This is a genomic window from Asticcacaulis sp. YBE204 (genome assembly GCF_000495855.1).
Lineage (GTDB): Bacteria > Pseudomonadota > Alphaproteobacteria > Caulobacterales > Caulobacteraceae > Asticcacaulis.
In genome coordinates this window covers 1-13857 of the sequence record NZ_AWGF01000009.1, presented here as the reverse complement: position 1 = coordinate 13857, position 13857 = coordinate 1, and the positions used below count along the sequence as shown (strand labels likewise).

Annotated in this window: 9 protein-coding genes; 7 read left to right on the top strand and 2 right to left on the bottom strand. The window is 60.7% G+C overall.

From position 1 onward, the window contains the following. Positions 1 to 7 precede the first annotated feature (7 nt). Complete coding sequence (locus AEYBE204_RS0120360) at positions 8 to 3097, bottom strand: DUF6298 domain-containing protein (protein ID WP_023462449.1); 3090 nt, start codon at positions 3095 to 3097, stop codon at positions 8 to 10. Between the two features lie 252 nt (positions 3098 to 3349). Next, positions 3350 to 4390: a family 43 glycosylhydrolase gene (locus AEYBE204_RS31065; RefSeq protein WP_023462448.1), complete on the bottom strand. Its 1041-nt coding sequence runs from the start codon at positions 4388 to 4390 to the stop codon at positions 3350 to 3352. Between the two features lie 579 nt (positions 4391 to 4969). Here AEYBE204_RS31065 and AEYBE204_RS31060 point away from each other — a divergent pair. The 7 genes from AEYBE204_RS31060 to AEYBE204_RS31030 all read left to right on the top strand — a co-directional run. Then, positions 4970 to 5656, top strand: a complete 687-nt coding sequence (locus AEYBE204_RS31060) for a ParA family protein (protein WP_023462447.1) — start codon at positions 4970 to 4972, stop codon at positions 5654 to 5656. Next, complete coding sequence (locus tag AEYBE204_RS31055; RefSeq protein WP_023462446.1) at positions 5657 to 5998, top strand: hypothetical protein; 342 nt, start codon at positions 5657 to 5659, stop codon at positions 5996 to 5998. 3 nt (positions 5999 to 6001) lie between these two features. Further along, entirely contained in the window at positions 6002 to 6937 is a 936-nt protein-coding gene (locus AEYBE204_RS31050) for a replication initiator protein A (RefSeq protein ID WP_023462445.1), read from the top strand. Positions 6938 to 7605: 668 nt separating this feature from the next. Further along, positions 7606 to 9336 (top strand): DUF885 family protein, encoded by a 1731-nt coding sequence (locus AEYBE204_RS31045; protein ID WP_023462444.1) that lies wholly within the window; start codon positions 7606 to 7608, stop codon positions 9334 to 9336. A gap of 138 nt (positions 9337 to 9474) precedes the next feature. Then, the gene (locus tag AEYBE204_RS31040) at positions 9475 to 11907 is read left to right on the top strand and encodes a beta-galactosidase (RefSeq protein WP_023462443.1); all 2433 of its coding nucleotides are present in this window, start codon (positions 9475 to 9477) and stop codon (positions 11905 to 11907) included. A 111-nt stretch (positions 11908 to 12018) separates the two neighbouring features. Further along, positions 12019 to 12990, top strand: a complete 972-nt coding sequence (locus AEYBE204_RS31035; protein WP_023462442.1) for a pectinesterase family protein — start codon at positions 12019 to 12021, stop codon at positions 12988 to 12990. Positions 12991 to 13071: 81 nt separating this feature from the next. Next, positions 13072 to 13857 (top strand): pectinesterase family protein (locus AEYBE204_RS31030; RefSeq protein ID WP_023462441.1); only part of this gene is annotated, 786 nt, incomplete at its 3' end.

Below are 13857 nucleotides of genomic sequence, written 5' to 3'. Positions count from 1 at the left end.
CGTTCTCCTATTGCGCGGTTTCCGGCGTCAGCCACGCGGCCCAGCTATGGCCCGCCGGAGCCGTCAACGGCTGATCGGCACGCCATTGACCGCCGTCCGCAGCACCTTCCGGGGAAATCCACGTGACACGAAAAGACCCCGCGACCTGCGCCGGATCGAGCCGCACCGCCTTGCCTTCGGGCGAATAGACCAGCCACGCGCCAGACGGATGCTTCGACGCCCATGCCGTGTCGCGCCCCTCCACCACCGCCTCGACGGGGACCAGACCGGCGCGTTTGGCGTCGGGCAAGGCGGCTTCAATAGCGGCTGTCAGCTCCGGATAACGGTCCTGCGTCGTCAGCACGACGATGTGCGGATAGCGGTCGCGATATTCGCGCCACGCCCGATACTGCATGGGCTTGGTCGTCTTCCACAGACCGTCGCGCATGGCCCCGTACAGCGAGGTCGCCTTCAGCTTTTGCGGATCGACAGGCAAACCGGGATTGGCGGCCTTCAAGGCCGCGACATCGGACTCGCGCACGATGTCGTCGGTCTGCTCGCGTGGTGCGCGGTTGATGCCGCTCTTCACCGAATAGAGGCTGCCGTCGGGGCGATAGACCCAGTGATGGAACTCGACCGCCGCTACTTTAGGGCCGCGCACCGGATCGGCCAGAATACGATCGAGTTGCGGCTTAGGCAGTTTGAGATTGATATAAACCGGCTTGCGATTCTGCTTGGACCATGCCGTCAGTTCGTCGAACCAGAAGTCGAGGAAGCGATCGTCGCCCGTATATTCCTGATCGATGCCATAGACGACATTGGTGCGGTCTTTCAGCACGTCGAGGCTATGTCGAATATAGCGGCGGTGCAGGTCGCGGCGCAGCGGATCGCTCACGTCGTAGAAGATATTGGCGGCGGGCACTTCGAACGGGAGCCCCGTCGGCTGGATCGTGTTTTCCGGCCGCCACGCGAAATCGGCATAGTGGGCGCGGCTTTCGAGCAGATTATGCTGGAAATAGAAGTTGTAATAGAGGATGCGCCCGCGCTGATCGGCCAGCTTTGCGAAGTCCGAAATACGGTCGAAATACCACGGATTATATTTCGTCAGATCGTACTTGCTCAGACCGTCCCAGGCCACACCTTCGCCGCTGCGCGCCCACGGCTGCTCCAGAAGCGGGCCCCACACCTCGCCCGTATCGCGTTCGGCGGAGCCGTCGTAATTGTGATTGACCCGCCGCCGGTCGTACCACAGCGGGTAGAACTGATTGAACGCCATGCCGGGCTTCATCGCCTCGACCACGGTCTCCAGATCGTCGGTATAGCCCGTCCCCGTCCGCCCCGGCACGTAGCGCACCAGCGCATGGCCGAAGGTGGGTGCAAGCGTCGGTGGGATCTGGCCCTGAAACCACGAATAGCTCATCACGCCGGTCCAGGCCGGCTGCCCGTCGATGACGAAACGCCCGTTTTCAACCCTAAGCGGCCCTTTCGGCACCGGTTGCGCGGTGACCAGACGCGACTCATAGGCCTTGATGTCGGCGGCGGTCAGCACGGGTACACCGGTCGCATCGGTCGATACCGCCTGACGCTCCAATGCCTTCAGCCCCGCCTCGCCCAGCCGGTCGAACAACTGCACGCGGTACAGGCTGGACGGCCCGATCGGTTCGCCACGATAAAAGTCGCGGAAGGCCACGGCGCGCGTGTCGGTGACGATGCCGTCGCCGTGGACGGTCGCCATCGACCCGAAGGCCAGATTCCACGCGCCCGGCGGATTGCGCGCCTCGATATCGGTGGCCTCCGAATTCCACACCACGGAATTGGCGGCGGCCCAGCCCGCGCCTTGGCCGTCCGTATCGCGGTCGGTCAGGCGCAGGGCGTCGCCGCGAATTTTCACCCGGTCGAACAGTACCCCCGACGCCCAGCTTTCCAGCGGCCCGCTGTCGTCGAGCGATTCTTCGGTGCGGCAATCGAGGAAGACGTTCGGTCCCGCCGCCGCATGACCGGTCGACAGGTCGTGGCCGCCGTGACGGCTGAAACAGCGCTGGATCAGGGTTTGCTGCCCCGCCGTGTAGAACATGCGGCGGCGGAACCCGCCGACCTCGCCCACGGGATCGAGTGCGGCGATGTCCTGCACCGTCACGCGCCGCGCGTCGGGTCCGATATGAACGGCGTAGCTGACGAAATGACGCGTTTCGACGTCGCGCACCCAGACGTCCTCGACCTTGTCGAGACCGATGGCGACCCAGCTATGGTCCTCGTCCTTAGGGCGCTTTTGGTCGTAGCTTGATACCAGCCGCAGGTTCTCGATGCCGACCTGACGCAGACGACCCTCGAAGGCATAGGCTGAGACATAGGCCCCGTCTTCGGGCGCCAGGGTCGTCGTCAGGGACGCATCGAGCGTCACCGTCTTGCCGGTGACGGCGACGATGCGGCGCTCCCAGACGATGTCGCGCGTCCCGGGTTGCCAGTGCAGGCGGTTTTCAGGTCGCCAGCCGGGGAACTGATCCATCTTGAGCGCGGCAATCCACGCCTTGGTCGAAGGCCGGTGAACCACCAGGGCGTCCCCGACTTTCAGCCCCGTCGTATCGGCCAGTTCGAGCGTCGCCGTGCCCGTCGGCGCACGACCCGACACGTCGCGGCGGGTATTGGCGGTTTCGGTCAGGCCCCCCTCCCCGGCCACGTCGATCAGGGTGCGCCGATCGTGCCCGTCAGCGATCAGGATGGTGCCTTTGTCGCCGGTACCCGATCCACGCAGGACAATGCCACTGGCAGTGATACGAAGCTGCCCCTTGATACGATATTCGCCGGGGGCCAGCAGGATCACGCCGCGGATGCCACTGGCGTCCGGCTGACGCGCCGCAACGAGGTCGATGGCCGCCTGAATCGCTGCGCCCGCGTCCCCGCGAACCGGTTTCACGACCAGAGTCGGCTGCGGCGACGGCAGGGCCACCCCGCCCCCGCCATACCCCGCATGAGAAAAGTCGATCATTCGCTGGCCGTCGGCGGTCGTTGCATAGACCAGCCGTCCGTCAGTCCCCGTCGAAATCGTCGGCGCTTCGGCAAAAGCACCGGCACTCACCGCCAGCCACAGGGTCGCAGATAAAAGGAGGCGCAATTTCATGGTCTGACTCTTCGCTGATGGCATAGGTTCGGCCACGGCAAAGACGTCCGATCTCAAGGGATCGAAAAACGGTAGACTGCCCGGTCCGGCCTTTGGCCTGTTTATATATGGCCGGTCTTCACCGTCCCTGTGCAGGCGATGTTAGCGCTATCTTTGACGCTCTGGCAAGTCAGACCAAGGTATATTTTAAAGCACGTCAAGACGCAGGGGGCTCGGCCCCCTGCACCCCGAAACCCAATAGCTATCCGATAGCTATTTCAAAAGGCCGTTGGCGACGGGTTCGCCGAAATCGGGCGTACCATCCGCACGGTAGGTGAAATACTGCATCCGGGTGTGGCGATTGGGATCGTGCAGCGGGCTCTTGACCTGCTCGTAATCGCGCCCGTGATAGACGAGGACGTCCCTGCCCTTCTCATCGACGGTAAAGCTGTTGTGGCCCGGCCCGAAGACTTTGTTTTTGGCCGAGGTTTTGAATACCGGTTGCTGGGATTTCACCCACGAGTCCGGGTTCATAAGGTCGGCATCGGCCCTGGCCGTCAACATGCCCAGACAGTAGTTGGCGTCGGTCGCCGCCGCCGAATAGGTCAGGAAAATACGGTCGTTGCGCACCAGAAACGCCGGGGCTTCGGCGACCTTATAACCGACGATTTCCCAGTCGAGCGTCGGCACCGTCAGGCGCACGGGCTTAGTCCCCAGTTTGGTCGGCGAAACCAGCGGTGCGAGGTAAAGGTTGCTGTTGGTGGCGATTCCGGGTTCCTTCTGCGCCCAGCACAGATAGCGGACACCCTTGTGCTCGAAGACGGTCGAATCGAGGTTGAAGCTGTCCCAAGGCATTTCGACCTGCCCCGTCAGGCTCCACTTGCCTTTGAGCGGGTTCTTTTCCTTACACGACAGGACATAGGTGCGGATATGGAACTTGTCGTCGCTATTGCCGGCGGCGAAATAAAGGTGCCACTGGCCACCGAACCAGTGCAATTCCGGCGCCCAGATATAGCCACCCATCTGACCGGTTGCGGGCCGCTTCCAGACCACGACCTCTTCGGTCGTCGTAAAGCCGCCTAAAGTTTTGGAACGACGCAGGATGAGGCGGTCGTATTCGGGCACCGAGGCCGTCATATAGTAATAGCCGTCGGTGTGGTGGAAGATTTGCGCATCGGCGCGTTGCAGGACGACGGGATTGACGATGGGGGTCGCTTTGGCCTGAACCTGCGACGCCGTAGTCAGGGCGGCTCCGGTTGTGGCGGCACCCAGCATGAAATGACGACGGGAAAAGGGAGGGGTGCGGGTCGTCATGTCGTCTCCTGACTGCTGGACTGTTGCGATGGGCGCAATCTGATTTTGTCGGACAATTTTTACCGTCACGATACGGGCTTGTCAAACCGGGTCCGCAAACCAGGGCGCCTATCTGATAGCTACCAGCTTTATGGTAGGCATTTCTTTGCGGATATCTGATTGGTACCTTGCTTTAGAATGCTGATTTATTTCAGTTTATATTCACATGTTTCGGGGTGTGGTGTCCGCGACCCCACGACGTTTAAGTCTTAATTCTTGCCCTTCAATCCGATAGCTACCCGAAAGATATCCTCACGCTATCCGCTAGATTTATACAAGCTTTCGGTTGGCTATTAACTTTCCGTTAGCTATTGGAAAGCTAGAACATAGCTAACGGAACGCTAACCGCAGGCTATCGGCAAGATATCAGACAGGTCACGGGCAGCTTCGGGCTATCTACCTGTTAGCCGTCCTCTAGCTATCGGTAAGCGCTTCGCTGGACCCTCAGGTCGAATCGGCGCAGTTTGCGTTAACACTCTATTAATTTTTGAGCGCGCCCGCAAGCCAACAGCTATCGGGTAGTTACCCGGGAGTCCGCCAATGCCGGTCATTTCGTTCATTTCGCCCAAGGGCGGCGTCGGCAAGACAACGGCAGCGACGCTGATGGCGACGCAGCTGGCACGCAAGGCCAAGGTCATCGTCATCGATGCCGACCCGAACCGTCCGATCCATGCCTGGTCGCAACTGGCCGAATGCCCGGCCAATATCCGCATCGTGTCGGACGCCAATCAGGAAAACATCCTCGACAAGATAGAAGAGGCCGCCGCCGAGGCGCCCTTCGTGGTGGTCGATTGCGAAGGCACGGCGTCGCTGACGGTCGCCTATGCCATCGGAGCCTCGGATCTGGTGGTCGTACCGACTCAAGGGTCTCAGCTTGATGCCAAGCAGGCGGCCAAGGCCTTGAGTCTTATCAAGAATACCGAGCGTCAATCGCGCCGGCCGATCCCGCACGCGGTCCTTTTGACTCGCACCAATCCGGTCATCAAGCCGCGCACATTGAGCGCCATCCACGAACAACTGCACAGCCACGGCATCAAGCTGTTCAACACGCAACTGCACGAGCGCGAAGCCTTCAAGGCGATGTTCTCGTTCGGTGGCACGCTGGAAAGCCTGGATCCCAAACAGGTCGCCAATATCGACAAGGCCATCGCCAATGCCCGCGACTTCGTCAGTGAAGCGATCGAACTGCTCAAAGAGGGCCAGAACCTTCAACAAGAGGTAGCTTAAGTGTCTGAACGCGCTTCTATTTTCGACGACGATCTCGATCTGTCGGCCTTTACGCCCAAGACGAAGCCCAAGCCCGACAAGGACGCTTTGCGCGCGGTCGCCGAGGCGCGGGGCTTTCCGTCGCGCGAGGCCCTGACGCCGGAACCGACGGCAGCGGTCGAGCCCGTTCTGCAACGCCGTTATCGGACGGGCCGCAATCGCCAGCTCAATCTCAAGGTCACCGACGAGGCCCTGCGTCGCTTCTATGCGTTGGCCGATGCGCAGGGGCTCGTTCTGGGTCAGGTGTTCGAGCAGGCCGTCGAGGTGCTCGAAGCCAAGTTGAAAGCCGAAGGAAAACTGTAAGTCATGGTTCGCCGCGCTTCGGAATCGCAATTCGACCTGTTCATCCCGCTAGTCAGCGACATGTCGCTGAAGGACCAGCGCGAGGTGATGGAGCGGCCGTTTTTCTCCCTCGCCAAGCGCAAGCGCCTCAAACCGATCGAATATACGTCGCCGGACGGCGATACCTGGGTCAAGGTCTCCGGGAACGCCGAATTCGGCATCGCCACGATCTGGGACGCCGACATCATGATCTGGGCGTCGTCGGCGCTCAACCGGCTGAAAGAGCAGGGGGTCAACGACCTGCCGCGGACGCTGAAAACGACGTCCTACGACCTGCTGCGCGCCATCAAGCGCGATACCGGCGGCAAATCCTATCAGGAACTGAACGCGGCGCTGCAACGGCTGGAATCGACGACGATCCAGACCTCGATCCGCGCCCCCAAACGCAAGGACAAGGCGCAGTTCGGCTGGATCGACGCTTTTCAGCTTGAGGTCGACCCGGTGACCGAGGCCCCGCGCGGCATCTCGATCACCCTGTCGGACTGGGTCTATCAGGGTATCGTCACCGAACGGTCGCTGCTGACCATGCACCCGGACTATTTCCTGCTGACCGGCGGCATGGAGCGGGCGCTCTACCGCGTGGCGCGCAAGCATGCGGGTGACCAATCGGACGGCTGGACGTGTCGAATCTCTTTACTTCACGAGAAAACGGGATCGGATAGCCCGTTGAAACAGTTCACCTATTTGCTGAAACGCATTCTGGTGAAAAACGCCTTGCCCGAATACGAGATGACGATGACCAAGACGGCGGACGGTTCGCCCGCCGTCCACTTCATCCGTCGCAATGCCGAGGAACGCGCCAAGGTCCGCGACGCCCTGAAAGCGCTGGAACGTCAGAATTTGGAAGATGAACGCGCGCTGGAGGTCGATGGCCTTATGCACAAACGGTTTGCCGATTAAACCATCGGGGGATCGGTGACTATATCCACGGGGGATTAAAGACCGAACCAACGGGGGAACAGTGACCGATTCGCCGCCCTTGAGTCGGGGGATCGGTGACCGGGACTCTGCCCAAAGTCTTTACAGAGTCATTATTGACGCTTTTCCTTGGGTTTTTCGGCTTTTGCGGCGCTTTCGGGGGATCGGTGACCGCTTTTGCGGCCGGAACTATAGTTAAATACCGTTCACAAGCTGTGGAAAAGCCTTGAATTTTCCGCGATACCTGACGGGGGAAGAGTGACCGGACCCACGGGGGAACAGAGACGGCTCACGCGGGGGAACGGTGACGCAAGGACGGGGTATCAGAGATTAACAAAGCCTTACACCACTGATCTATAAGGGGAAATACGACCGTTTCCGACCTTAACTTACTTAACTAGATTCACTAACCTTTCTCTTTAACGCAGACAGTTTGCGGCGGTGATCGTGCGATGGCTGGCTTTTGGCGACCTTTGAAGGGTCGCCCAAGCCCGCCAACCGACGAGGGGAGGGGAGTCACCGGGATTTGCCGGAGACCACCGGAACCGACCTTTCGGTGGCCCCGACCAAAAAAACTTGTCAGGTTCCGAGACTCGGCATCAATCTGCCCGATCATGGCTATCCCCTTAACACACTTCTCAGCCGTTTTAATGGCCTTGGCCCTGAGCATCGTTCCGGCCACCGGGATGGCGCAGGCGACCGGTGAAGGTGCGCGCCTGAAGGCTATCTATAGCGCGGAATGGACGTGGCGAGGGGCGCAACAGGCCGACAGCGAGGAGACCGAACGCGGCGGCATCCCCGACCGTCTGGCCGATGTCGGACCGGCGGCACAAAAACAGCGCCTCGAATACTGGCTCAAGGTGAGGGCCAAACTACAGGCTATCGACCAGACGGCGCTCAGCCCGCGCGAACGCGACGACTACATCGTTTACAAAACCCAGATCGACGCTTTGATCGACGGACAGGTCTTTCGCGACTACGAAAAGCCGCTCAATTCGGACTCGGCCTTCTGGAGCGATCTGGCCTACGGCGCGTCGGGGTCATTCCGGACGGAGACCGATTACCGGAACTATATCAAACAGTTGAACGACGTCCCGCGCTATTTCGACCAGAATATCGACAATATGCGCGCAGGCCTCAAACGCGGGTTCACGCCGCCGAAAGTGACCCTCACCGGACGCGAGGCCAGCATCGCCCGCGTCGCCGACGCCCAACCGCGCGACACGGTCTATTTCAAACCGTTCCTGACCCTGCCGTCGGGTTTCAGTGACTCGCTCAAGGCCGATCTGCAAGCCCAGGCCGAGGCCGCCATCGCCACCCGCGTCATCCCGGCACATCAGAAACTGCTGACCTTCATGGTCGCCGACTATATCCCGAAAGCCCGCACGGGACTGGCGGCCACCGGGTTGCCCGACGGGAAAGCCTACTATCAGGCTCAGATACGCGCCTATACGACGCTCGACCTGTCGCCCGACGAAATCCATGCCATCGGTCTTCGGGAAGTGGCGAAAATCCGCGCCGACATGCAGACGATCATGACCGAGGTCGGCTTTAAAGGCTCTCTGGGCGACTTTCTGACCTTCCTGCGCACCGACCCTCAGTTTTACGCGCAGACGCCTCAGGACCTGCTGTATCGGGCCGCGTGGGTGTCCAAACGCTTCGATGCGAAGGCCGGGGACTATTTCGGGCGTCTGCCGCGGCAACGCTTCGGCATCTATCCGGTGGCGCCGGAAATCGCGCCGTTTTACACCAGCGGTCGAGGCGGGCCGGGCGCCTACTGGGTCAATACCTACGACCTGAAGTCGCGTCCACTCTATTCACTGCCGGCGCTCACCTTGCACGAATCGGCGCCGGGCCATGCGTTTCAGATGCCTTTGTCGTTGGAAAACAAGGATCTGGCCGATTTCCGCCAACGCACCTATATCTCGGCCTATGGCGAGGGCTGGGCGCTCTATGCGGAGTATCTGGGGCTGGAGATGGGCATCTACGAGACGCCCTATGAGCGGTTCGGTTACCTGTCCTATCAGATGTGGCGGGCGGCGCGTCTGGTGGTCGATACCGGCATCCACGCCAAGGGCTGGACGCGCGAACAGGCGCAGGCCTTCATGCGCGACAATACGGCCTTGAGCGAGCACGAACTGACCACCGAGGTTGATCGCTACATCACCTGGCCGGGGCAGGCGCTGAGTTACTATCTCGGTTATCTGACCATCAAAGAGGCGCGTCAGAGGGCCGAAACGGCGCTCGGTGACCGTTTCGATATTCGCGCCTTCCACGACACGATCCTCGATCTGGGCAGCGTGCCTCTGCCGCTGGTGACGGCGCGCGTGGAACGGTTTATCACTGACGGTGGCAAAGGACCGTACGCGAAAGGGGATTGAATCCGGTCACCGTTCCCCCGATAATCGGGCCTGAAACCCTTATGCAATCGATAATCAGCGACGGGCACAGGTTTTGCGTTTGATTTTTTGCTCCCAGCTTTTATATTACAAATAATCATACAAAAGGGGAGCGACAAAATGCCGAAAACACACTGGGGTACCGCCACGGCGCTGGCGGTCATGATGATGGCTGTGCAGGCCTCCGCCAAGACCGTGACGCTCGATGCCAGCAAGGCTCCACCCGCGCCGCTGCAAAACACGCTGAAAATGGGCGCCAATCGATCACCGTCGGGCGAGACCATAGAGGTCAACAGCCAATACCTCAGGATCGGCGGCAAGCCGGTCGTTCCGGTGATGGGCGAATTCCACTATACCCGCTTCCCGCACGCCTACTGGGAAGAACAGATCCTCAAGATGAAGGCCGCAGGCGTCAATGTCGTGGCGACCTATATCATCTGGCAGCACCACGAAGAGCTGCCGGGCAAATTCGACTGGTCCGGCGACCGCGATCTGAAAACCTTCGTCGAACTGTGTGCGAAACACGGGATGTATGTCTATCTGCGCCCCGGCCCGTGGGCCCATGCCGAGGTGCGCTTCGGCGGCATCCCCGACTGGGTTGTCGATTCGGTGCCGACGCGCGGCAACGACCCGGTTTATCTCAGCTATGTCGATGCCTTCTACAAGCAGACCTTTCAGCAGGTGAAGGGCCTACTGTGGAAAGACGGCGGGCCGGTCATCGGCTTTCAGCTGGAGAACGAATATAACCGTAACGGCCCCAATCAGGGTCGTGATCATATCGCCAACCTGAAGGAAATGGCTATTGCCGACGGTTTCGACGTGCCGCTCTATTCGGTGACCGGCTGGGACAACGCGATATTCCCGCGCGGCGAAGTCATCCCGGTCTTCGGCTCCTATGTCGACGAGCCGTGGTCGGCCTCGGCCGCCATCCTGCCGCCGAAATCGAGCTACATGTTCCAGTTCGGCATTCGCAACGAAAAGGGCCTCGGCGCGCAGGGCTCGACCTCGTCACAGGACGACGGGGCGCGTGACAGCGACATCACGCCCTTCTTCGGCGCGGAATATGGCGGCGGGGTGCCGCAGATGTACCGCCGTCGCCCCATCATCCAGCCCGACGATATCTCGGACATGGTCATCACCAAGGTCGGCTCCGGGGTCAACCTGATGGGCTATTACATGTTCCAGGGCGGGCAGAACCCCGGCGGCTATCCGTCGCGCGACGAAAGCGTGGCGACCGGCGGTTTCAACGATGTCCCCAAGCGCGGCTACGATTTTCAGGCGCCGCTGGGTCAGTACGGGCAGGCGCATCCGGTCCTCAACCAGTTGAAGCCGATCCATTATTTCCTCAAGGATTTCGGTGACCGGCTGGCGCCCACCCACGTCTATGCGCCCGACACGCAGGCGGCGGATTCCAAAGACCTGAAAACCCTGCGCTGGGCGTTCCGCGGTGACGCAACATCGGGCTTCGTCTTTGTCAACAACCACGTCCGTCAGTACGGCATGGCCGAACACGCCGACACGCGGTTCACGGTGAAACTGGGCACGCAAAGCCTGACCCTGCCGTCGAAGGGCGTGACGGTCAGGGACGGCGACGCCTTTATCTGGCCGGTCAATTTCGACCTGTCAGGCGTGAACCTCATCTGGGCGACGGCGCAGCCGGTGACGAAGATCGCCGACGGCGAGGGCGACCTCTACGTTTTCAAAGCGACCGGCAATATCGCGTCGGAACTGGTCTTCGATAATGCGCAGATCGCCTCGGTCAAGGGCGCTAAAAAGACGGTCGTCGATGGTCGCGCGGTCCTGACGATCACCCCCGGCAGCGGCGCGCTGGTCACGGTGAAAACCAAAGACAGCAAAACCGCCCGCGTGCTGGTCCTGACCAATGTTCAGGCCGAACACCTGACGAAAGTGGACGTCAAGGGCAAACCACATCTGATCCTCAGCGACGCTCACGTGTTCGGAGATGACGCGCAGGGTTTCGAACTGCGCTCGACCAATGCCAGTTTCAGCTTCGGCGTCTATCCGGCAGTGGATTTGACCGGCACCTTGAGTTTGAAATCCGGCAAGGCCGACGGCATTTTCCGTAACTTCACCGCACAGGCGACGCCCAAGACCCTGACCGCGACGCGCACCGTCCTGCGTCCGGCGGGCAAGGCCCCGCCGCTCAAGACCTACGGCCCGAAAAACACCCCGGTCGTGCCGGAACCCGAAAGCTTCGGGGCTTCGGCGGGCTGGACGATCGAGGTGCCTAAGGGCGCACTCGACGGCGTGGCCGATGTCTATATGGACGTGACCTATCAGGGCGACGTGGCGCGCCTGTTCTCCGGCCCGGAAATGCTCGACGACGAATATTTCAACGGTCAGGTCTGGCGCATCGGACTCAAGCGTTATGCCGCGAAACTGGACAAGCCGCTGACCCTGACCATCATGCCGCTGCGCGAGGATTCCAAGGTCTATCTTGACGCGTCGGTGAAACCGGTGTTCGAAAACGGGCAGGTGGCGAAGATCGAGTCGCTGACCCTGACGCCGGAATACAGCCTGAAGGCGCGGTAAAAACAATTATCACAGGTGATAATTCATCTGGTCAAACGTCGCCGGTTATGTAAAGTTAGCGCTAACAAAGGCGCGCAGTAACGCGCAGAACGTTGAAACAGGGACTATCACATGATTTTATCGCGCAGATCGGTTCTGGGCGGGCTGACCCTGTCGGGCGCGGCGGCTCTGGCTGCCTTCCCGACGATGGCCCAAACGCGCCCCGTATTCAAGGTGCCGGAGCAGTACAAGACCCTGGCCGAAGCCTTTACCGCTGTCGGGGATACCGGTGCGACGATCGAGATCGCGCCGGGTACCTATCGCGAAAAGCTGACCCTCGCCAAGACCGACGTGCATCTTGTTGGCACCGGCAAAAAACCGGAAGATGTGGTCATCGTCTGGGGCGACAGCTCGAAAATGGCGGGCGGGACCGGTAAATCCGCCTCGTTCACTGTGACCGGCGACGGCTTTCGCGCCACCAACCTGACCATTTCCAACGACTATAACCACAATGCCGACCCGTCGCAGGCCGTCGCCCTGTACCTGACCGCCGACCGCGCCGTCCTGACGAAGGTGCGACTGCTGGGGGCGCAGGACACGCTCTATGCGGCGTCGAAAAAGCCGACCCAGCCCAGCCGCCAGTACTATACGGACTGCTATATCGAAGGTCATGTCGACTTCATCTTCGGCAATGCTCTGGCCTTTTTCGACCGCTGCCACCTGCACATTCTGGCGCGCAGTTCGGCCTTTATCACGGCCCACAGCCGAACCGCCGAAACCGAGACGACCGCCTATGTCTTCGACCATTGCCGGATTACGGCGGGCGAGGGGGCGACCTTCTATCTCGGTCGCGCGTGGCGGCCGTATGCGCAGGTCATCTTCCTCGATACACAGATCGACGCCCCGCTGCATCCGGAAGGCTGGCGCGAATGGACGCCGGGGAAAACCGAGACCTACGCCACCGCCCACTATGCCGAATATAATTCCTCCGGCATCGGGGGCGATATGGGTCAGCGCGTCTTCTGGGCCAAAAAACTGACGGCGGATCAGGCGGCGAAATGGCGACTTGAGGCGGTCTTCCCGGACCGGAACTGGATCGGATAAATTAATAGGTGAGGCAGCGACGGATAAAGATAAATCGCACGTGTTAGCGCTAACAACATAAAAAACCCAGTGAGGAAATTCATGTTACTTTCACGCCGACATTTTGCCGGTGGTCTGGCCCTTGGCGGTATCGCCGTAGGTCTGACCGCGCCGTTTGCTTTTGCGCAGACCCGTACAGTGCTTAAGGTGCCGCAGGATCACAAGACGATTGCTGAGGCCCTGACCGCGCTGCCGGAGACCGGCGGCATCATCGAGATCGCACCGGGTACCTACAAGGAAAAACTGGTCGTCGCCAAACCCGATGTGGTTCTGAAAGGGCAGGGCAAGACCGCCGAAGACGTTTTGATCGTCTGGGGCGACAACGCCCATACACCGCGTCCCAATGCCACCATGACCGTGTCGGGTAATGGTTTCCGCGCCTCCAACCTGACGATCCAGAACGACTACCACCTCAAACAACCCGATGCTCCGGCGCAGGCGCTGGCTCTGTCCATCGATGCCGACAAGGCGGTGGTGACGAAGGTGCGGCTTCTGGGCGCGCAGGACACCCTGATGGCCGGATCGAAGAGGGGCCAACCGAGCCGTCAGTATTACAGGGACTGCTATATCGAGGGTCACGTCGACTTCATCTTCGGCAATGCCCTGGCATTTTTCGACCGTTGCCACCTGCACGTCATCGACCGTGGCAGTGCTTTCATTACCGCGCATGGCCGGGGCGTCGAGACGGAAACCACAGCCTATGTCTTCGATCATTGCCGCATCACCACGGCGGGCGACGGCGACTACTATTTCGGCCGGGCGTGGCGCGCCTATGGTCAGGTTGTGTTTCTCGATACGCAGATCGACGGCAATATCCATCCGGAAGGC

Bases quoted from the DNA above. Each gene is read 5' to 3' on its own strand.
- AEYBE204_RS31040 (WP_023462443.1), top strand. From the start codon at position 9,475: ATGCCGAAAACACACTGGGGTACCGCCACGGCGCTGGCGGTCATGATG.
- AEYBE204_RS31065 (WP_023462448.1), bottom strand. From the start codon at position 4,390: ATGACGACCCGCACCCCTCCCTTTTCCCGTCGTCATTTCATGCTGGGT.
- AEYBE204_RS0120360 (WP_023462449.1), bottom strand. From the start codon at position 3,097: ATGAAATTGCGCCTCCTTTTATCTGCGACCCTGTGGCTGGCGGTGAGT.
- AEYBE204_RS31035 (WP_023462442.1), top strand. From the start codon at position 12,019: ATGATTTTATCGCGCAGATCGGTTCTGGGCGGGCTGACCCTGTCGGGC.
- AEYBE204_RS31045 (WP_023462444.1), top strand. From the start codon at position 7,606: ATGGCCTTGGCCCTGAGCATCGTTCCGGCCACCGGGATGGCGCAGGCG.
- AEYBE204_RS31050 (WP_023462445.1), top strand. From the start codon at position 6,002: ATGGTTCGCCGCGCTTCGGAATCGCAATTCGACCTGTTCATCCCGCTA.
- AEYBE204_RS31060 (WP_023462447.1), top strand. From the start codon at position 4,970: ATGCCGGTCATTTCGTTCATTTCGCCCAAGGGCGGCGTCGGCAAGACA.